The 19,750-nt window shown below is 42.2% G+C and carries 17 protein-coding genes; all 17 read right to left on the bottom strand.

Annotated features, from left to right (window positions below; all coding sequences use genetic code 11):
* Positions 1-44: 44 nt before the first annotated feature.
* The 17 genes from IJI01_RS08355 to IJI01_RS08275 all read right to left on the bottom strand — a co-directional run bounded on the left by IJI01_RS08355 (position 45) and on the right by IJI01_RS08275 (position 19,594).
* Entirely contained in the window at positions 45-524 is a 480-nt protein-coding gene (locus tag IJI01_RS08355; RefSeq protein WP_292188636.1) for a flagellar protein FlaG, read from the bottom strand.
* A gap of 244 nt (positions 525-768) precedes the next feature.
* Positions 769-2,025: a glycosyltransferase family protein gene (locus tag IJI01_RS08350; protein ID WP_292188633.1), complete on the bottom strand. Its 1,257-nt coding sequence runs from the start codon at positions 2,023-2,025 to the stop codon at positions 769-771.
* A gap of 431 nt (positions 2,026-2,456) precedes the next feature.
* Positions 2,457-2,879 (bottom strand): hypothetical protein, encoded by a 423-nt coding sequence (locus IJI01_RS08345; protein WP_292188628.1) that lies wholly within the window; start codon positions 2,877-2,879, stop codon positions 2,457-2,459.
* A 206-nt stretch (positions 2,880-3,085) separates the two neighbouring features.
* Positions 3,086-3,304, bottom strand: a complete 219-nt coding sequence (csrA, locus tag IJI01_RS08340) for a carbon storage regulator CsrA (protein WP_292188625.1) — start codon at positions 3,302-3,304, stop codon at positions 3,086-3,088.
* A gap of 93 nt (positions 3,305-3,397) precedes the next feature.
* On the bottom strand, positions 3,398-3,856 hold the full coding sequence (gene fliW / locus IJI01_RS08335) for a flagellar assembly protein FliW (RefSeq protein ID WP_292188622.1): 459 nt from the start codon (positions 3,854-3,856) through the stop codon (positions 3,398-3,400).
* 272 nt (positions 3,857-4,128) lie between these two features.
* Positions 4,129-6,240 carry a flagellin N-terminal helical domain-containing protein gene (locus IJI01_RS08330; protein ID WP_292188616.1) on the bottom strand — a complete coding sequence of 704 codons (2,112 nt, stop codon included), beginning with the start codon at positions 6,238-6,240 and terminating at the stop codon, positions 4,129-4,131.
* Between the two features lie 15 nt (positions 6,241-6,255).
* Positions 6,256-8,103, bottom strand: coding sequence for a flagellar hook-associated protein FlgK (locus IJI01_RS08325; RefSeq protein ID WP_292188609.1), 1,848 nt, complete (start codon positions 8,101-8,103; stop codon positions 6,256-6,258).
* 12 nt (positions 8,104-8,115) lie between these two features.
* Positions 8,116-9,789 carry a flagellar hook-associated protein FlgK gene (gene flgK / locus IJI01_RS08320; RefSeq protein WP_292188606.1) on the bottom strand — a complete coding sequence of 558 codons (1,674 nt, stop codon included), beginning with the start codon at positions 9,787-9,789 and terminating at the stop codon, positions 8,116-8,118.
* Positions 9,790-9,929: 140 nt separating this feature from the next.
* Entirely contained in the window at positions 9,930-10,448 is a 519-nt protein-coding gene (locus IJI01_RS08315) for a flagellar protein FlgN (protein ID WP_292188603.1), read from the bottom strand.
* 52 nt (positions 10,449-10,500) lie between these two features.
* Positions 10,501-10,788, bottom strand: coding sequence for a flagellar biosynthesis anti-sigma factor FlgM (gene flgM, locus IJI01_RS08310; RefSeq protein WP_292188601.1), 288 nt, complete (start codon positions 10,786-10,788; stop codon positions 10,501-10,503).
* A 656-nt stretch (positions 10,789-11,444) separates the two neighbouring features.
* Positions 11,445-12,665, bottom strand: a complete 1,221-nt coding sequence (locus IJI01_RS08305) for a hypothetical protein (RefSeq protein ID WP_292188598.1) — start codon at positions 12,663-12,665, stop codon at positions 11,445-11,447.
* 235 nt (positions 12,666-12,900) lie between these two features.
* Positions 12,901-14,517 carry an O-antigen ligase family protein gene (locus IJI01_RS08300; RefSeq protein ID WP_292188595.1) on the bottom strand — a complete coding sequence of 539 codons (1,617 nt, stop codon included), beginning with the start codon at positions 14,515-14,517 and terminating at the stop codon, positions 12,901-12,903.
* A 156-nt stretch (positions 14,518-14,673) separates the two neighbouring features.
* Positions 14,674-15,384: a hypothetical protein gene (locus IJI01_RS08295; RefSeq protein WP_292188592.1), complete on the bottom strand. Its 711-nt coding sequence runs from the start codon at positions 15,382-15,384 to the stop codon at positions 14,674-14,676.
* A gap of 210 nt (positions 15,385-15,594) precedes the next feature.
* On the bottom strand, positions 15,595-17,109 hold the full coding sequence (locus tag IJI01_RS08290) for an ArnT family glycosyltransferase (RefSeq protein WP_292188589.1): 1,515 nt from the start codon (positions 17,107-17,109) through the stop codon (positions 15,595-15,597).
* A 77-nt stretch (positions 17,110-17,186) separates the two neighbouring features.
* Positions 17,187-17,798, bottom strand: a complete 612-nt coding sequence (locus IJI01_RS08285; protein ID WP_292188586.1) for a thymidine kinase — start codon at positions 17,796-17,798, stop codon at positions 17,187-17,189.
* A gap of 17 nt (positions 17,799-17,815) precedes the next feature.
* Positions 17,816-18,793, bottom strand: coding sequence for a glycosyltransferase (locus IJI01_RS08280; RefSeq protein WP_292188583.1), 978 nt, complete (start codon positions 18,791-18,793; stop codon positions 17,816-17,818).
* An 18-nt stretch (positions 18,794-18,811) separates the two neighbouring features.
* Positions 18,812-19,594 (bottom strand): mechanosensitive ion channel family protein, encoded by a 783-nt coding sequence (locus IJI01_RS08275; RefSeq protein ID WP_292188581.1) that lies wholly within the window; start codon positions 19,592-19,594, stop codon positions 18,812-18,814.
* Positions 19,595-19,750 lie beyond the last annotated feature (156 nt).

Genomic DNA, 19,750 nt, shown 5'->3' with positions numbered 1-19,750 from the left:
CAGTCCGTGAGTTTGTAACATTGACATCCGTGTCATGCATAACGTTATCTCTTTTCGTCTACCATGATTCCTGCGATTTCCCAAACCTTGGCGATCATATCCAAAGTCTCATCTGGTGGGAATTCCTTGATGACCTTCTTGGTTTCTTTATCAACCATCTTGATGGTCACACGATTTGTCTTTTCATGTATTCCAAAGACTGCCTCAGCGCTGGACTTGGCATTCTTGGTCATCTCTGTAATTGCCTGTTTAACCTTGGCATTATCAGCCTGGATCTGCTCTTCTGTCTCTGCGAGTCTGTTCTGTGTCTGAGTATATGTCTGAGGGCCGCTCTGGGCATCACCATTAGAACCTGCTGAATTATCAGTAGCTTCTACTTTAAGTTCAATATTCTGAGTACTGCCATTTGCCTCCGCATTTACAACCTCAGAGCGAGACTGGCTTTGCTCCTGTACTTGTGTTCTAACCTGTGGCTGTGTCTGCTGAATGAGCGGACTAAAGCCGTTAATTGCTTCGATTCCCATAATCCTATACCTCCATGTCAGAATCAGGAAAAATCCTTATTTATACGTTGCTAGCGTTTTGTTGTATTAAATCTATGTGATGAAGACTGGGCTACATTTGTGCATAGCTAGCGTGCAGTCTTTCTTATCACATATATCGGAGATAGGGATTATTTCTTTATAGGATAAGGGATAAAAAAGTAAGAATTTATAGAAATTTAAGAATTGGATCAATGTTTGGGTAGATGATCCAGAGTAAATAATGTCAGAAAGTGAGTATTTGAGGAAGGAGCTTTGTATAGGCAAAGTTCTCCATGACTTTTTTTTGGCCATTAAGAGCTATAGCCTTGCGCTCCTCATCGTGCTCAAGGTAGTAGGCAGTCTTCTCCACCATATCCTCAGGTGTGTAGGCCATTACTAGATCCTGACCGTCAACGAAATACTCGGCAATCTCTTCCTGATAGTTGGTGATAAGAAATCCTCCTGCCGCCAAAACATCCATTACGCGTAAGGGTACTCCTGACAGAATAGATCTGAGAGTTATATTGAGGTTAATCTTACTACGACGAAAGACCTTGGGCATCTTGGTGTAATAGTCAGCAACTCCCATGTTGCAGACTCCGGGAATGTCCCTTGCCCCAGGCGCAGTATAAAGAACTGTCTCAAAGTGCTTACCCATCTGTTCAAGGATGTGGTGACGCTCATTGACAGTTACCTTCTTCCTGAGAATATCTCGGATCACATTATCATAGTTGATCTCATATTTACCAGTATCTTCGAACTTGATGTATTCCCTGAGCTCTCTGACATGGTCATCTGAAAAAATAGCATCCTCTGTAAAAAAGTCCGCACCAAAAACACGCTCCTGAGCTGCGATCACGGCATCAACATAGCCCTTGAGATAAGGTGGCAGAAACTTAACCTGATCATAGAAATTGTAGTCATTGTCGTAAAGACTTCCAAGAAAACATACGTCATGCTGATACACAATATTTCCGCCTGTCTCTGCATCAAGGTCTTGGCATAGCTTGGATAGCCTTTCTGCGTTGACTGCAAGGGGGGAATATCTGAAGGTAGATGTTCCATTATCTAAAGTTGAATCAGCATTTATACTAGCCTTTATTTTACTTGAGTTCTTCAGCATCTGGCTGAAAAGCTTCTTGTCAAAGAGGAATATTCGATTTACAGGATTATTGGCATGGTGAGAATCTATGGTGTAATGTGGGCAGTCGAATACCCAGGAAATATAAGGAATATTATGCTTCTGACAGAATTCTGAAATGTTGGGGAAGAAATCAAAAGAAAAGACCAGGTCATAGCCACTTTCAGCCACACCATTAGTAGTATTCTCAGCACTATACCTAATCCCAAGCTTCTCTGCAAAGGCCTGTTCAATCTCCGGTGTCAGTTCATACCCATTCATATTAACCTTTATGGTATCCACCTGATGGCCAAGCCTTACCATTGCATCTCTGCAATCTTCACCATTAAATTCGTCCCATGAATAATATAATATTCTCATCAATCTGTAATCCTGAATAAAAAGTAATCTGAAAACTTATTTTGCATCTATTTTTATATAGATAGCCATAATAGATGAAATTTATAAGACATCGTGAGAAGTGAGTTCATCAATAATGCAAGAATTTTGGTTATCGATGAAATACATGCACCTTCGGAGAAAGAATTAGCATCAATTAATACAATAATTCTTTTCTTCGATGCACATGGAAAAATAAAAGCATATAAATGGCATCGATAATAAACAAAATAGATACAATAGATGCTTATCAAAAATGCAATTCATGATTTGTCAATCATTTTCCATTCACACCACTTCTTTGCATCGTTATTATGTATATAATATCACAAAAAGCCGATACACACATTCGTGTACCGGCTCTTTAACCCCATCATATGTAGTTAAGCTAAATCAAAGCTACTCTTTCAAATTTATGCCTGTTTTAACTGAAGTTCACGGATATCTGCTGAATTCTTCTGAATTGCAAGTTTCATAACCTCAATATCAGTTATAGCATTGTCATATTTGTCAGCACTCTCCATATACCTCTTAGAAGTGTCTAAATAACACTGCTCGATAGTATTGAGTCTAGGAATCACGTTGTTCTCGAGAAGATCAATCTTAATCTCTTTGACATCCCTTTCAAGCTTGTCTAAGCGACTTTCGATTCCTTCGAATCTATTGTCGGATTCATCGAATCTTCTATCGACTCCTTCGAATCTTTCATCGATTTCATCAAATCTCCTATCGACTCCTTCGAATCTTTCATCGATTCCATCGAATCTTCTATCGATTCTATCAAAATCTTCTTTAAGAGCATTTTTAATTGCTAGTATATCCTGCTGTGTTAACATGTTATTTCCTCCATAATTCTGAGGTCCCCACCTTGTATATCTATACTAACATACACTTTTTAGCAAGTCATTTGTAACAATCTACCAAATATATTACCCTCTAAAATATCAACCTTATTGTAAAACTACATAAGGTTTTTACCTAAAAAACAAGGCAACTGCAAAATGCAATTGCCTTGTCCAATCTCTTATTATTCTCAATATTATCACAGCAACTTCTTGAGCTCTTCGATACCGGAAACATCTTCTGTTGCCTGCTTGTTCTCGTTCTGAATCTGGATGTAAACTTCTTTTCTATAAATAGGAATCTCCTTTGGTGCTGCGATTCCAAGTTTAATCTGATCACCCCTGATATCAAGAACTGTAATCTCAATATTGTTGTTTATTACGATTGCCTCATTCTTTTTTCTTGATAATGCTAACATTTGTCCTCTCCCTCCGTGGTTTAGCTAGTCTAGTTGTCTTACCCCGAACCTACTATTAATCATAATACATGTAATCACTAAATGGTACATTAATTATGAATTTGCTTCTTTATTTTTCTGCAAAATATCGTAAATCGGGAACTTTACTGGGTAGTCATCATTATCAATAATGGTCTGTGCGGCCTTTTTCTCTTTTACATTGATAATGAAAGGTCCCATGAGGTTTACAGTCATCTGCTTGAGGTCATGAGGAACAGTTACAGTAACGAGTACCAGAAGATCGTCATTCTGAAGATCGCCAATTTCTTCTGTAATACTCGCTTCTACCTCTGGTTTATAATCTGGGCACACAATAAGTGGATCCATTACAGGCATCGCAAAGGTTGGCTCGTCGATTGACTGAAGCCACTTGATTGTGTCTGATCCCTTCTCCTCATCAAACATAAGTGTGAATTTCTTGAGGTCAGGGAATCCGATTATACCATTAGGAAAAGAAATTATCTTGCTATCATCAATTTCAACTTCGCCAAAGATTCTAGTTGTTAGTTTCATTGCTTAACCTCCATCAACGATAATGATACCCATTACAAATTAATTATATACGTTATTTCGTCATATATCTATTAAAACTTTATAACCTTGCATACGTATATGTATATATATGATATACGGATTGCTTCACTTCGTTCTCGCAATCCTACAATAATTCGGAAATCGCAGTATTCATTTTATTCATACTGCTTTTTTCCTCATCATTGTTCGATTTGCAAGGTCATGCATAATAATGTGCAAGCACATCATATGCATGACTTTTCAAATCTATATCATATGAAATTTATTAGCGAACTCTGACTGATCTTACCTGTTGCCATAAGGCTGGCCTCGTAGGTTACCTGTGCTGTTGTGAGCTGGGTTGCTGTCTCAGCAAGGTCTATGTCCTCATTCTCAGACTGGAGAGTCTTGAAGGTTGTGGTCTGATTCATGAGTCTCTGGTTAACAAGATCAAGTCTCTTGGATCTGGTTCCGTTATTAGTAACAGCAATGTTTGCAACATCAAGTGACTTCTGATTGGAGGTGATCTTGTGCTCGAATTCCACCTGCATCTCATCACGAAGGTAATTGTATGCCTTCTGTGCTGAATCTATTTCCGCCTGGATGACTTCCTTAACCTTGTCGTCAGTAGCAGCTTTCAACTTATCATCAAGCGTTGTCAGGGTTCCTGATATCTGCTTAAGCTCGCTCAGCATCTTTGAAAGATCCTGAACATCTCTTTTAACACCGGTTGTGAAAACTTCGCTGGCAGTTGTGTTAACTATTACAGACTGTGCAAATCCTACGTCATAAGCGATGTCATGGCCGGCATTTCCCTTGTTGTAGAGTATCTGCTTGCCATTTTCATCAGTATATGTACAGTTGAAAAGATTCTCAGGACGAATATCGCCGTTAACCCACTCTTTTTTGTCATATACAACGTCAATAGACTTGGCATTGATAATATCTGGAAGTGTTGAAAGCTTGTCTTTTAGCGAATCACACAAAAGTATCTCACCAGTTGCCGCATTCAGAACTGCCATTGCCTCTCCATTAGAGAGCTTCTCATATGCTGCATCAATCTCGGATTCCTCGCTGGTAGAGTAAATGATGTTGTCATCGTCACTGGAAATCACGATGGTTGTCTCTTTATAGGAAGAGTTTACGCTGCCATTGGCTGTAACGTTAATAACAGTATTGGTGTAAGAACCATCAGAATTATTAACTGCATTCAGGTTCTTTACTGTGTAGGTTCCATCACTGTTAACAGTGGCAACATAACCATCCTTATCAAGTTCGATCTCGTAAGTCTGTCCGATTGCTGGTAAAAGAGGAAGTCTCACGCTTATGGCATTCTTGTCATCGTCGGTGTAGGTAAGTGTTGAAACCTGCTTGGTCTCTAAACTTGCAATTCCTGACTGGATGCTCATTGTAGGATCAAGCTCGCCCATTACGCCATCTTTGCTGACAGGAATAGTACCGATGATATTTCCTGATAAGTCTCTTGCAGTTACAAGATATGAGCCGTTTGCCTGCTCAACTGCTGTGTAAGATGCACCATCCTCTTCATTGGTAATCTTGTAATTGCCATTATTATCAATCGGGATAGTAGCCGATCTGGTAATTCCATCATAGGTCTTAAAGGTTACATTAATGACCTGAGTTGTGCTGCTAACACTGCTGGTTGCTGGCTGCATCAGGTCTTCTCTATATTTAAGCATCGCCTCGTTCTTAATGCCATTGGCATTATTAGGTGCAATGTAGTTGAGATTATCGTAAGATAAGCGAATTCTTCCGACTATACTCTCGACGATAGTGTTCTCATATACAGCATCTTCTGCTGACTTGTCCATAACTGTGGAGGAATCAAGCTTGTACTTACCAAGAATACGCTTGGATTCGCTTACTATAGAAGCATTAAACTCATCGTTGATTCCTGTATATGCTGCTGTTGTAGTCTTATCAAAAGTAAGTGGTGTATCTGTTCTAAATCCTGTAAATACATATCTTCCAGCGTAGTCTACATTACCAGTTGAATAATACTCTTTTGCCAATGCATCCATCTGAGTAATGATGGTCTCAAGGTCGTCTAAGGTCAGATCCTTGCTGGCGCCCTTGGTTGCCTGCTTAACAGAGTCTGTAAGGACAGCTGTGATGGTAGAAAGTGCATCCGCTGTAACATTGAGCCAGCTCTCTGCATCCTTGGCGTTCTTCTCATAGTACTGAGAGAGCTGTGTTACATTACTTCTAAGTCTTAGAGCTCTTATGGCAATAACAGGATCATCCGAGGGTCTTGTAAGCTTTTTCCCTGTAGACATCATGGTGTTGAGCTGATCCTCGGTAACCTTGTTGTTATTAATATTGTAAAGGGAATTATTCTGCATGATCTTGTTGGTGATACGCATATGAGATCCTCCTTATCATACGCCTGTCTGAAGTATCAATCTGTCGTAAATCTCTGTCAGAGTCTGGATCATCTTGGAAGAAAGGGCGTAAGCGTTCTGGTATTTAACCAGGTTGGATGCCTCTTCGTCCTCATCGACGCCAGAATCTGAAAGTCTCTGATTGTCGATTGTGTTCTCGAGAGACTTGTAGGTCTCTTCGAGAGTGTTGGAATTACTCTTATTAAGTGCGACATCTGCGAGAACCTTGGTCAGGAACTCACCGGATGTTGCGCCTCGGAAAATCTTCTTGGTATCAAACATCTCTTTTAACTTCTTGAGATTGCCAAACTCTGATTCACCTTCTGTGAGGTCAGCCTTAGTAGCTAGTCTGTCGGCGTTATCTAGAAGAACTGCGTTAACTGAGAAGTTTCCGGCAGTCAGGTTGTAATAGCCCTTGTTCTCTGAAAGAGTTGTCAGCTGCTCGTAGCTGTACTGGGCAAGGGAATTCATGTCCATCATACCTGTAAGGATGTTGATTCCGTCGATAGAATCTGAAGTGTAGCCACTTACCATGATCTCGTTGGTCGCATCTGAGAACTGGCGAAGCCACTCGTTCATCTGAGCCATGTAATATGGGATTCCCTGATAGCTGTTGGAGTAGCCGATCTTAACTGTTACGCCTGAATCCGGATAGGATGACAATGTCTCGTCGTCGATCACGAAACTATAAGTAGAATCGCCGTCGTAGCTCCAACTGTCGTACTTGTAATCCTTAGCTCCGATGTGGATGCTACCTTGAGCTGGAAGTGTGGCCTTAGTCATGTCTTTTAAGTATCCAGCCTCAACATCTACTGTAACGACCATCTTATCACCCACCCACTCTGCGTTTGCGCTCTTACCGTGGAAGTACTGGCCGTTGTTACCATCTCTCATTGCCAAAAGACCTTGAAGTTCACCACCAATGAGTTGTGAATCAAGGGCGAAGTCTGAAAGTTCGTTGACATTGTCGCCGTCCTTGTAGCTTCCGTAGCCCCATTTGATGTCGAAAAGACCTTCAACGTCGTTCTGATTGGTGCTGCCGTCTTTGTCTCTGGCAACGCAGATAAGTTTTCTATATTCGTAGGTATCAACCAGTTCGTATGCGCCTGCGATCCATATCTGGTATCTAGTTGCTCCTGTAACTCTGGTTGGATTGTTTTCATCAACGACAGGTGTTTCTTTTGTCTCTATTGAAACCATCTTGGACAGCTCGTCCACCATCACATCTCTTTTATCTCTGAGCTCGTTAGCCTTGGCGCCTGTCATCTCGATGACATTGATCTGCTTATTGATGCTGGCTATTTCCTGTCCGATGGCGCTGATTCTGTCGGCACAGAGCTTGATCTCTGCGTTAACATCAGCCTGTTCATTCTGAAGGCTTCCGTATACATTGTTAAAGTACTCAGTTACTGCCTTGAGCTGTGAAATATAAGTTGTCTTGGTCTCTGTTGTGCCAGCTGCTGTCATTACTGACTCAAGAGATGCTTCCATCTTGTTAAAAAGAGTTGAGAATCCGCTGCTTCCGTCGTCGTCAAGATACTTTTCAATGAGCTGATTGTAGTAGTTCTTTTGTTCTACATTTCCAAGGAGCTGTTCGTTGTTTCTGAATTTGACATCATAGAAGTTGTCCCTTACACGGTCAATTGCAAGGGTATCAACACCTGCTCCGGCGCATCCATATGTGGCAAATACCCTCAAGGCGTTGCTTGCAGCCTGTGTAACCTTCTGGCGGCTGTAGCCATCTGTGTTGGCATTTGCTATGTTGTTGGCAGTCGTGTTCAGGGAAGCATTAGATGCTCTAAGGCCTGAAGCTGCGATATTTAGTCCGAAGAATTGAGATGTCATATTATTTCTCCTTTATGAACCCAGTGTACTTACCAGGTGTTCCAGCATTTCGCTGACAACGTTGATGTATCTACTGGAAGCGTTGTACGCATTCTGGAACATGATCATGAATTCCAGTTCCTCGTCGCTTGATACACCTACAATCTGCTCTCTTCCTGAAGAAACGGCTGATACTGTTTCTTCCTGGGCCTGCTGGATTGACTTGTAAACGTCGCCCGAGTTGGCCACCTGGGAAACTAAGCTGTTGTAATAGGTGACAAAGCTGTTTCTTGTGGATACGTTAGGGTTAAGGATGTAATCTTCCTTAGTAAATGCCTCTTTTAACGCGGTCATGGTAGCTGTATCCTCGCCACCATCTATAGTTCTGAAGGTAAAAAGAGTTGGATCCTGGATGAGCTTTGGATTAACCTGAGTGTTCATGATTGTAAAACCAGTTGATATTGTTCCTGCAGGCTTCTCATCGTTGATGTCGTAGGTGAGCTGATCAGTTGGGTTTGCTTCTACAAAGAGAGCAAAGTCAGAAGGAAGACCAGCTGTGTTGTCCAGTGTTGCCGGGTTTGATTCTGCATTTATCAGAACATCGTTGATCGTGGTCATGATAGCGTGTATCATCTGATCGAACTCAGCCTGAACGTTCATGATTACTGACTGTGCGATGTTGCTGTTGTAGTAATTCTCATCTTCAACGATATCGTGGTAGGTTGCGTTGTGATCACCTCTAGCAAGGAGAACTGCTTTGAGTTTACCGATATCGGTGTTGGTTGTGGTTGAGATTGTTGTTTCAAGGTTATATAAGTGGCCGCCTGCAATTGATGTGATGACCTTGTTGCCATATTCATCCAACTCTGTCTTGGCTGCGTACTCCCAATATGGTGTAGCATAGCCTACAGGGCTCTCTGGTGGCTCAACGTGCTCTGTTGTGATTATTCCAATGTGGTTAACATGGTCAGTTGTTACGAAGGATGATCCTTCGAACAGAACTGTTATATTTCCAAATACGTCTTCTGTGTACTCAATCTTGCCGTATTCACCAAGCTTATCCAAAAGAGTGTTTCTCTCATCTCTAAGGTCGTTGGCTTTTTCCTGTCTGCCTGACTCTATATATACGATATCCTCGTTCAGCTGACGAATCTTGTCGCCGATTGAGTTGATATCTTTTACCATAATTTCTACTGTGGAATCCAGGTTCTCCTGATAAGCAACCAGTCCGTTGTATACGCTCTTTGCTCTTGTAAGGAACTCGTTAGCTCTTGTTACAAGTGCGCTCTGGTTAACTGCTGAACATGGATCCTTGGCCAGCTCCTGAACTGATACCCACAGGTTATTAAGGGAATCTGCGAACTCTGTACCGTTCATCTCCTGCAGCTGGTCTTCGATTTCCTCAAGTGCCTTGGTTGAAACGTCGTAAAAAGCCAATCTCCCGCTCTCCTGTCTGTAGGAGACATCGAGAAATTCGCTTCTGACCTGCTTACATTTGTTGTAGTTAACGCCTGTACCGATCTGCTTGGGAGCAATGCAGTCATATCTTTTCTCAAGAGTCTGATATGCTCTGGTTCCCTGTGACACCTGCTGCCTTGTATAGCCTTCAGTGTCCACGTTAGACATGTTATGTGCCGTTGTATTAAGGGCATTTTGTGATGTCTGCAGTCCGGATTGGCCTACATAAAGGTTCGCCATAAGTGACATTTGGTTTCTCCTTATTTATCCTGCGCCGGGGCTCTGGTACCCTATTTTTGGGCGCAAAAAAGACACTATCGGGAAATCGTCTATCCCGGGTGGGTTATCTACATGCTCGGAGCCTCTTTTTCTTTTACCAAAGAGGCTACTCACTGCTTTGCATCAAACCCGCCCGATGTGTAACCTAGACAATCGCCTGTAGTGTCTAAAGCTCTGGAATAATTTGCTGTCTGTGGAGCTCTTCTAGACGCCTGGATGATGTTCATCTCGAATCGAACCATTTCAAGGGAACTTCTCAGCAGTTCCTGGTTCTGTCCGTTTACACGCTTGACACTATCCACTACACCAACTAGTCGGTCTCGTTGTGTCGCCAAGCTTTTCTGATCCTGTGGCCTTTTTTCAAGTATCTCGATCAGATCGGTCAGTTTTAATGAATCAACATCCTTGTTGAGTACGCTGGCAATGTTCTCCATCGCCACGATTCTCTCTTTTTCAAGGCGCTGGATCTTGCCTATCACGCACTGCTCTTCATCCGTGATTTCCGCAAGTGCCTTAAGATCGCCTGATACGATAATAGCGGTCTTTCGGCTCGACAACCCCAGTAATCGCTCGTACATGGTGCACTCGTTATCGAGAACCTGCACCAAAGTCTCCATTAAACTAGCCACTGGAATTATCCTCCTTAAATATATTCAATTTGATATCATGGTTTTGGCTTGCTTATGCTAATCCTTCAGATTCTTCGAATTTAGCAAGAAGCTTGTCTGCAAATGCCTCTCCACTTACATCATAAGTTCCGTTCTTAATAGCAGCTTTGTACTTAGCTACAACGTCCTCCCTGACATCTGGAGCTGCGCTTACAGCCTGTTTAGCAACCTGAATATCTTTGCCAATTGAAGAGAATGATACAGTATCCCTGATATCATTTGTCTTCTTAGCTGGCTGTGCCTTACCCACTTTGTTGTTTGAATAAACTTGCTGAACCTGACTGTATGCTTCTATACGCATAATCTTTTCCTCCTTCCCTGGAGTATTTTTTTATCTACTTCATTTATCGGTAGATATTCACATTACTTTAGTCTTTTTGATTCTTTTCCTGAAAAATATCCCCTCTTTTTCCAGGCCGGTAATGTGCGCTCTCTCCAAGGATTTCAACACTTTTTATTGGTTTCCAATTTTATTATCGGTTATTCTTTTTAAAAACTTTAGAGTTATTTTAGAATTTTTTTTGTGAACTTTTCGTGAACTGATGAAAATTGATATCCTTTTTCGTGTCCCGCGGCCAAATGTCTTGTGACATTTAGCCGCAGAGCACACTTATCTTGTTTTGCGGCTAATGGAATTCAAATATCACAACAAATAGCTTTAGCCGAAAACTTCCTTTTTATGCTCTTGCGGCTAATGATCTGAAATCATGCCCACAAATCCATTAGCCGCATATCACTCTTAATACCATTTTCGGCTAATAGCCGCCAAATATCACAACAAATAGCTTTAGCCGAAAACTTCCTTTTTATGCTCTTGCGGCTAATGATCCGAAATCACGACCTCAAATCTATTAGCCGCATATCACTTTTCATCATACATGCGGCTAACGAACCTCAAAACGCCTCCCTAAACCTTTAGCCGCAACGTACACTTTACATCAATTTCGTACTATATTCTTACAACCTCGCCAGATCTACCTGGTGCACAGTTCCAACGCCGCCGCTTTCCCTAAGAAATAGTCCACTGGCCCTCATCATGGCTGCGGCGGCCATTCCAGCTGTCATATTGACCCCGGCATTGTCAATAGCACTACTTGCTGTGCCATTTCCATTCACTCTTTCACCACTACCAGGATTATCCATAAACGTGTAATCCGTTTCCGCACTTCCCAAGAATATTGCTCCAACATCCGCCTCCTGCAGCGACAACAACGTATCTACGCCGTCTTCTCCGCGAAGCCATACCTGAAGCTTGCCATAAATAGCATCGTTTTCATCTATCCAGCCATTTCCGTCATCATCGTACTGAGCCAGATCCCTGAAGCCGTCGCCACTCTTGGTTCCGAACAGCTCGCTGCCATCGTTGATCACGCCGTCTCCGTTCCTATCATAGGTGAGGAACCCTGTTCCAGGGCCGAGGCCCTTGATCTTCTCTTTCTCTCCATCGCAGTCCAGGTCAAAAAAGAAATTCTGGTCGCTGATGCTCGTTACGTCGCTCCCAACATTGATAACTAGCGGGTCTATCATGTTGACTGCCCTTGCCAGGCTGATTCCGGCGTACCTCGTAAGGCGCCTGGACATACTGAAATTCACATTGAAATCAATTGTCCTTCCATCCTCAGTCATCGCCATTCCTTTTCCGGAAAAAGATGTAGACTCCTCCTCCACATGGCTCATCTGAATCGTCGTCACTTTGACGAAATGACTTTCTATCACCAAGCTTGATGCTTCTTCAATTGTCTCCTTATAACCACTTCTCGAATTATCCCCACCTATCAGCTGAAGGAAACTTAAAAGACTCTCCAACAAGCTCGCTCTGATCTGAGCTATCTGCTCCTGAAGGCTCATCTCATAGGTACTGAGCGCCGCAGACTTGTGGGATTTAAGATTGTTGTAGGTCTCGCTTCCAAGAGCATCCTCAGCCTTGTTGCTATTGCCATTGCTAGTAAGATCGAGGTAGTCGGATAGCTTTAGCTGATTACTATTCTTGCTATCTGTTTTTTTACCTGGATCTTTCGCTGCAGCTACATTCTGCCCCTTCTCTGCTGCATTCTCCTGCTTCTGCAGATTGTCCTGAAACGTTCCCTTTGCCACTACCCCACTACTTATCGATACCGTATTCTCCTCATAGTAATGATTGCTCGACACTAGATTTACTTCACTTTGTGCAATTTTCATTGTGCCTCCTAGGTTAGCGAAGGTCTTCTGCGCATTCAAGGCAAACACCAGATGAGTTATGTTCGCCTGCTGGTGGTGAAAACACAAAAAACCTTCATGGTTAATAACAATCTTCCATGAAGGTTCACGCTTTCCATAGCAAATATTATATCGGCGTATGGGATTACCATATTAAGTTAAAAGAGAAAAGTCTAAATATTCAGATTATTAAATATCCCACATATTTTGTGGTAAATTAGTCCATTTTCACCGCAAATTTTGTGGTTTGCACAATCCCCAGTAATGCAAACATCATAGGTGTAGAGATGCATTGCTGGTAATTGAACATTCCGTGGACAATATAAGCAAGCACGGTTACTACGATAGCATACTCCAGATGTCTAATTATGCATCCATCAGATTTACCGGATTCTGTCATTTCTCCATCCGTACGGCTATTATTTCTAAGCATCATAAAGACTGCCACAATAAATACCGCCAAATACGAAATCCCCCCAACTATCCCTGATTCCACCAGCATTGTAAGCCACTCATTATGCGCATTAGCAAGCACAAGCTCCGTGTATCCGATTATACTTCCGTAAAAATGTCCCGGGCCAACTCCAAACAGCTTGTTAATAAGAGGTAAGTCTGTGTACATTTGAATGGTACGTGTCCAAATGAGGCCACGACCATTTCCCCAGTCTCGTCCCCAAGAGAAGTACAAATCCCCTGCACTCTTTTGGGCAAAAGAAATACCGACAACTGTAACAGCGACCACAATCATCACAAATATAAGAATTCCTCTTCCAAACTGCTTACCACTCTTAACATAATTCCCAAGCAATATCAAAAAAACTCCAGCAATAATACCTATCACAGGTAAATACCCCTGTGCCAGCTCAAGTGACAGATCATCAAGTAGAGGCATATGATCTTTAAATAATCTCTCCAACACACCTATACACAGTATAGCAACAGACATTATCACAACCGCCTGCCCATACCTGTTCAGCACATGCCTACTCTTTACCAATCTCCAAATACCAGTGTAAGCACTCTCTTCCCCACAACAATCCTTATCTGTCATCGCCTTATACAGATATGCCAGCATGATCACAAAGAAAGCCCCGTACGCCGTATCACTGTTCTGCGTGACAAACGTCGCAGCAGCCAAAAACAGAAAAGCACCCGAGATCACTCTCTTTTCATTATATAGATACGTATGTAACCCTAATGGAAAGATCACACACAGATACGCAGAATACCAGGTTGCCTGCCCAATTGTGGATAAAAACCTCACATGCTCATTCTCAGACAAGCTACTATATATTCCTATTGGATCAATTAGGAAACGATGAAGAATTCCAATGGCAAATACGACCATGGCTGATACCAGAATGATTCGGATCAGCTTCATATCAGGCTTAAGGAATCTGGAAACGCTGAAATAGATCAGCACTATGCCATATTGGAATAAAAGACTTGTATACCACCCTTCAGCACCTAAAAGTGCAAGCTTTTTATCAGGTGCAATAACAAAAGAAATTGTTTCAGCAAAAAGAAAAACAACCATCGAAGCATCAACAGCAGTCAGCTTATATTTGAAAACAAGCGTTTTTTTATGAATCACCAAAAAAGCTGCCTCGTACGCCACAAGACATATAGTCATTACAGCCCATATTCTGCATTTGAATATCCCCATGGCGTAATATCCCTGAATTGGTGAAAAGACAAGCGGATACAGCGAAAATAATAATGCGACGTACCAGTAATTCAGTACTGAAAGCTTCTCCGCATTTTCTTTTCTCCGCAAATAGACATAAATGATTAGTAAAAGAGCTGCAACTGCAACCAGAATCCTGTAGTTCATACCCGCGCACCCTCGATAGACTCGACCCTAGAAACAAACGCAATACATAATATGTATAATAATCATGTAACCCGAATACAATTCCCATTACATGAAAAGAGCTGAGAGACCAATTCTCCCAGCTCTTTAGTCTTCTATATTCAATTGTAATAAGATTTATTTAGCTTTGCAAATTGAAACAGTTAGCTGCTTAGCAGCCTTAGCTGTATCACTAAGCTGTGTCAGATCAACAGAAACTGACTTGCCATCTGCAGAAAGTGTAGCTGGAAGAACTTCTGTATTTCCGCCAGGTGCTACTACAACTACATTGTACGCTGTTCCACCAGTGAAGTTAGCTGGAAGACCAAGTGCAACTGTTCCCATAGATGTAAATGAACCATCCTGAAGCTTGTCTGCGCCCTTCTTCTGAACATAGATATCGATAACTGGTCCAGGTACAAGGCCATTTGCCTCTGCAGCATTATTTACACATGCCATAGCTGCTGGGCTCTTCTTAGGGTCTGTATCAAGAGTTGTAACTCTTGTTTCTGTAAGTGTAGATCCAGGAGCAGCCTGGAATGCAACACCATTTACTTCTGTAGCAAGATAAAGCCCATCAGCTGCTGACTTAGTTCCACCAACTGATCTGTTCTCAATCTTAGTACCCTCATTAACAATTGCCTGTGCCTGTGCTTCAGCAGCTACCTGAACTGGATCAGGCTGAGGCTCAGGAAGCCATTTTACCTCTTCTGAGGAATTCTTGACCTCTTCTGAGGAATTCTCGGAAGCAAACGCTGTTCTGGCAGCAGATGGTGCAAAAACAGCAACAAGTAATGCCAAAGCAGCAAGAACAACAACTACTGTCTCAATACTAAAACTTTTACGCATTAAAAACACCTCCATGTTGAAATAAAATTAAAACCGCTACAATTGACATCATAGATCACTGGATAATTCTTTACCATAAACAGATAAATAAAAATCAATAAACAATATATTAACCCCAGTTTTCAACATGGTTTTCGTTCAAATGATTTATAACGATTAAGTTTTATTAAATAGACTGCCGCAATGCACACTATACACTCATGAGAATCATCAGTACCTATCATGACTCAGAACATAGTACGAATTCTGCTCCAGGAAGACATACCCTGTCAGAACATTTGAATACTCGCTCCAAAGATTACTATCTAGAACTAAAAGTGAGTTCTCATCTGCAAGGAAGCCTTCTACCCCTCCGTCAACACACTCAAGTCCTGCATTGGCATTACCAAGGAATACGAAATCAAGCTCCCAGTGGCCTCTGTTGCCGACATGGCGCTCTCTGTCGTAGGCTATATAAGCTTTATAGCCATCGTATTTACCAGCCGTCTCTGTCCTGAATTCAATCATGTCATGCCCAAACTGCTCAATTGCACCTCCGCCAGTTCCAAGCCCCCTATACTGCCAAATTTGAAGGCATGCATACAATATACAAAACGCTATTACTCCATAGGGTAATATAACTCCCCATTTACCTATATAAGCCTTGAGCCTGTCAAAAGTATCAGGTGTCTCGATAGCGATGTAGCAAACCATAGCTATGTAAGCAGGATCGATATACCATCTCATGTAATGCCCAGCCAATGTGTAGAACACAATCGGCACTAATGCACCTAATATAAGTAAATATCTGCTCTTACAGTAATCAAAAAGATATGTATAAAGAGTTCTGAAAGATAGCCTCTCTGCGTCCTCTCTTTTATCAGTGGCAAAGCCCACAAAAAACAGAACTATTCTGGTAACAAGAACAGCTACAAGAACCCATGTCACTTTTTCCCTGGAAATATCCCTTAGATAATCAAATGTAATACCGGCTCTGGTCTGATCACCTGCTTCTCCAAGCGTAATACTCAGAATATACTTAAATCCATCAACAGGATACCTTGCAATAATCCATATAAAATTTGGTAAAAGACCTGCAACTATAGCCAGCACAATGTCTTTTGCCTTAAGTTTATGCCATATAACTGGGAGATACAGAATTCCTACAATCAGGAAAACTGTTACATGCATGCTCTTGGTCATAAAGCCAAGGCCCACAGCACAGCCATAAGCAATGAACATATGGGGTAAGCCCCTTGTTACTTCTGCAAGAGAGATTATTGCCAGCGCATAAAAGAAGCAAAACAGCGCATCCATATCCCCGGATCTATACATATGTAGTTCAAAGCACTGCCACAAAGCCGCAAACACAGCCGCTGCTACAAGCGCATTTCTAAGCCCGCATCTTCTAAGCAGATAAATGCAGATAAGGCAAATTGTCAAAAGACCTGCCACAGCCGAATACATTCGAAGTCCAACAAGATTAACTCCAAATAGCTTAAAGCCTATCAAAATCCACCATAGTCCCAAAGGCGGCTTGGAGGCGTAATCTACCTGATGCCTGAGAGTAGGTACCAGAAAGTTACCAGATTTAAACATCTCATACGCGTTTACACCGTACCATGCTTCATCTGTAACATTAAGGGCCCCATTCCCCAGCTTGTAAAATAGCCTAAACCCAACTAAAACTATTAATCCAACAAAAATGCAAATCTCGTAAACTCTTTTAATACTACGGTGCTTCATACCTGCTTACTACCTACTTCCAAATCCCAACTTACTTTTCTTCTATTACACTACACCGCCTACCCAAGGCAGCTCTTTTACTCTTCCACATCCCTCTCTCTGGCGCCGTTAACCTCGCCAGAAAGGAAATGTCTCCTGCAAACAGATACATAGGATTCGTTGCCTCCCATCATGATCTGCTCACCGCTTCTAACAATCTTGCCATCGTGAACACGAGCATTGAAATGCGCCCTTCGTCCGCACCAGCAAACTGTCGGAACTTCTTCTATATAATTCGCGATCTCCATAAGTCTCTTGGAGCCTGTGAAAAGATGACTCGTAAAATCTGTACGAAGTCCATAGCAGATAACTGGCAGATCATACTTATCAACCACAAGCGCCAGCATATCCACCTGCTCCTCAGTAAGGAACTGAGCCTCGTCCACGATTACGCAGTCAAGCTCTTTCCATGAATCAGACTTGCCTGTAAGCCAGTCATTTTGCACTGTTTCAAGGAATTCCTCTACAAATGTACACTCCGCAGATAACCCCATGCGGGATTTTACAGTCTTTTCCCCGTCTCGATTCTCTGTCTGAGGCTTCAAAATGATCGCATTCTGCCCCTTCTCATAATAGTTGTAACGCACCATCAGCGCGTTTGCTGTCTTGGAACTCCCCATAGCTCCGTACCTGAAATATAACTTTCCCATACATCCCCCAATACTTTTTATTTTATGTTAGAAATAATATCTGCAAGCTTATGCTGGAACTGCCCAACTGAGCACTTCTCCATTAAAAAACTGTTCAGCTTCTCATTACATTCCTTAGCCTTATCAGCATTATCAAGATAAAACCTGATAGTTTCCGTCCACTTGGAAACAGCCTCGCTGCAAAGAGCTCCGCGCCCATCAGAGAAATACTCCCTTGTAGTTACTGTATCTGAAGTAATTATCATCTTCCCCTTGGCTGTAGCTTCATAGAATACTAATAGTCCTGACGGAGACTGCGAATCCAAAGGCATTGCCACAAGTTCTGAACTTGCCAGCACTTTGGCGAAATCCCCACGCTTAACATCCACAGAAAGCCTTACATTTTGATTTTTTAGAACATCAAGCTCTCCCTTAAACTCCTGATATACCTCCCCTGGCATAACAAGATTAAACTTAACATCAGGCATAGCCTTGGCAATCTCAATTACCTTGGCCCAGTCGCGGCCGTTTCGTCCACCACAGAACACTGTACCCGGCTCTACAGGCTCTTCAATCCCCTGTAGCCACTTCTCCGGATTGTAAGCATCATGGAGAAGCTCATATTCCCTGTCAATTCCAAGAAAAGAATTAAGATACTTGCCATACTCAGGTGCAGTAACCGTAGCAACCAGATTCTTATCCTTAAGAGCGCTGCGGTATAATCGCCTGTAGATGCGGTTCTTGAGCGTCGCTTTTTCTTTTAACAAAATATTGATGGCAACAATCCTGACCTTCTTGCGCTTACAAAGATGCCAGCACAAAACTCCCATTAAATCCAGCCAGCAGACAATCACGTCGCCATCCTTAACTCTCCCCGCAGTGTCCTTGCAGCAGGAAAAGACCTTCATCAAAAACGGACCTTTTCTACCACCGATATTCATGACCTCATAAGGCTCTGTTATGGCATCCGTCACAAATGCAATCTTACTAGGATTGTCAAAAAGTACGTAAATCATAGGTTCCCCTCATCCCACTCATTTATCGCCGTTATATACAACCAACTTGTTGTATGGAATCTCAATTCCTGCCTCAGTAAATCTCTTCATTATCTCTACAAGGCAGTCAGAACATGCCTTAGGATTCTCTCTGAAATCTCTTGTCTCCACAAGAACACGAAGTGTAACTCCACTGTCATCGCAGCTCTTACACAAAACTGTAGGTCTCACTCCAAAGTGATTTGGATGCTGCTCTACCACGTCCGCCATAATATCCATTGCCTTCTGCATCTCTGTTCCATAGGCCACAGATACCGTTATAGGAAAAGAATAAGAGCGGTCCTGAGTGTAATTGATGACCGTAGCACTTCCAACAACTGAGTTGGGCACATATATTCTCTCATTCTGATAAGTCTTGATAACAGTGTGGCGAAGAGTGATATCCTCCACAAATCCAGGAGCAATAGAATCAATCGCAACTCTGTCTCCGATGTCGAAAGGCCTTGATCTTGATGCAGACAGCGCAATTCCTGCAAACACATTACTGAGCGTAGACTGAGCCGCAAGACCGATTACTACAGCGGCAATTCCTGATGATGCAATAGCCGTCTCCCAAGTCTTACTAAAGGCAGGAATTCCGCTAAGAGCAAACAGCGCAGCCACTGCCCAGAAAAACGCCATAATGATACCTTTTAGAAAAATAAGATGAAGCTTACCACGAAGCCTCTCCTTGCTAAAGAGTTTGTTCATCACTAAATTCAGAATATAAGCGATGACAAACGGCAGAATATACTTAAGAAAAAAATTCAATACTTCTAACATACTCTCTCCCAAAAACTTAAGTAAGTATAACAATTTTTCATTATACTCCTCTCCAGAACCGTACGTGCGCTATTAACGCATACGGCTCCTCACATTTCATTCTAACCACTTTATCGATAATACAAACTAACACGCATGCGTGGTTCAGCAAGCGGG

It is taken from the genome of Butyrivibrio sp. (assembly GCF_017433805.1).
Lineage (GTDB): Bacteria > Bacillota > Clostridia > Lachnospirales > Lachnospiraceae > Butyrivibrio.
The sequence above is the reverse complement of the archived record's forward strand: the minus strand, read 5'-3'. Positions and strand labels throughout refer to the sequence as shown.

Excerpts from the sequence above, each read along its gene's own strand:
- IJI01_RS08355 (WP_292188636.1), bottom strand. The coding sequence starts at position 524 with ATGGGAATCGAAGCAATTAACGGCTTTAGTCCGCTCATTCAGCAGACA.
- IJI01_RS08350 (WP_292188633.1), bottom strand. The coding sequence starts at position 2,025 with ATGAGAATATTATATTATTCATGGGACGAATTTAATGGTGAAGATTGC.
- IJI01_RS08345 (WP_292188628.1), bottom strand. The coding sequence starts at position 2,879 with ATGTTAACACAGCAGGATATACTAGCAATTAAAAATGCTCTTAAAGAA.
- csrA (WP_292188625.1), bottom strand. The coding sequence starts at position 3,304 with ATGTTAGCATTATCAAGAAAAAAGAATGAGGCAATCGTAATAAACAAC.
- fliW (WP_292188622.1), bottom strand. The coding sequence starts at position 3,856 with ATGAAACTAACAACTAGAATCTTTGGCGAAGTTGAAATTGATGATAGC.
- IJI01_RS08330 (WP_292188616.1), bottom strand. The coding sequence starts at position 6,240 with ATGCGTATCACCAACAAGATCATGCAGAATAATTCCCTTTACAATATT.
- IJI01_RS08325 (WP_292188609.1), bottom strand. The coding sequence starts at position 8,103 with ATGACATCTCAATTCTTCGGACTAAATATCGCAGCTTCAGGCCTTAGA.
- flgK (WP_292188606.1), bottom strand. The coding sequence starts at position 9,789 with ATGTCACTTATGGCGAACCTTTATGTAGGCCAATCCGGACTGCAGACA.
- flgM (WP_292188601.1), bottom strand. The coding sequence starts at position 10,788 with ATGCGTATAGAAGCATACAGTCAGGTTCAGCAAGTTTATTCAAACAAC.
- IJI01_RS08305 (WP_292188598.1), bottom strand. The coding sequence starts at position 12,665 with ATGAAAATTGCACAAAGTGAAGTAAATCTAGTGTCGAGCAATCATTAC.
- IJI01_RS08300 (WP_292188595.1), bottom strand. The coding sequence starts at position 14,517 with ATGAACTACAGGATTCTGGTTGCAGTTGCAGCTCTTTTACTAATCATT.
- IJI01_RS08295 (WP_292188592.1), bottom strand. The coding sequence starts at position 15,384 with ATGCGTAAAAGTTTTAGTATTGAGACAGTAGTTGTTGTTCTTGCTGCT.
- IJI01_RS08290 (WP_292188589.1), bottom strand. The coding sequence starts at position 17,109 with ATGAAGCACCGTAGTATTAAAAGAGTTTACGAGATTTGCATTTTTGTT.
- IJI01_RS08285 (WP_292188586.1), bottom strand. The coding sequence starts at position 17,798 with ATGGGAAAGTTATATTTCAGGTACGGAGCTATGGGGAGTTCCAAGACA.
- IJI01_RS08280 (WP_292188583.1), bottom strand. The coding sequence starts at position 18,793 with ATGATTTACGTACTTTTTGACAATCCTAGTAAGATTGCATTTGTGACG.
- IJI01_RS08275 (WP_292188581.1), bottom strand. The coding sequence starts at position 19,594 with ATGTTAGAAGTATTGAATTTTTTTCTTAAGTATATTCTGCCGTTTGTC.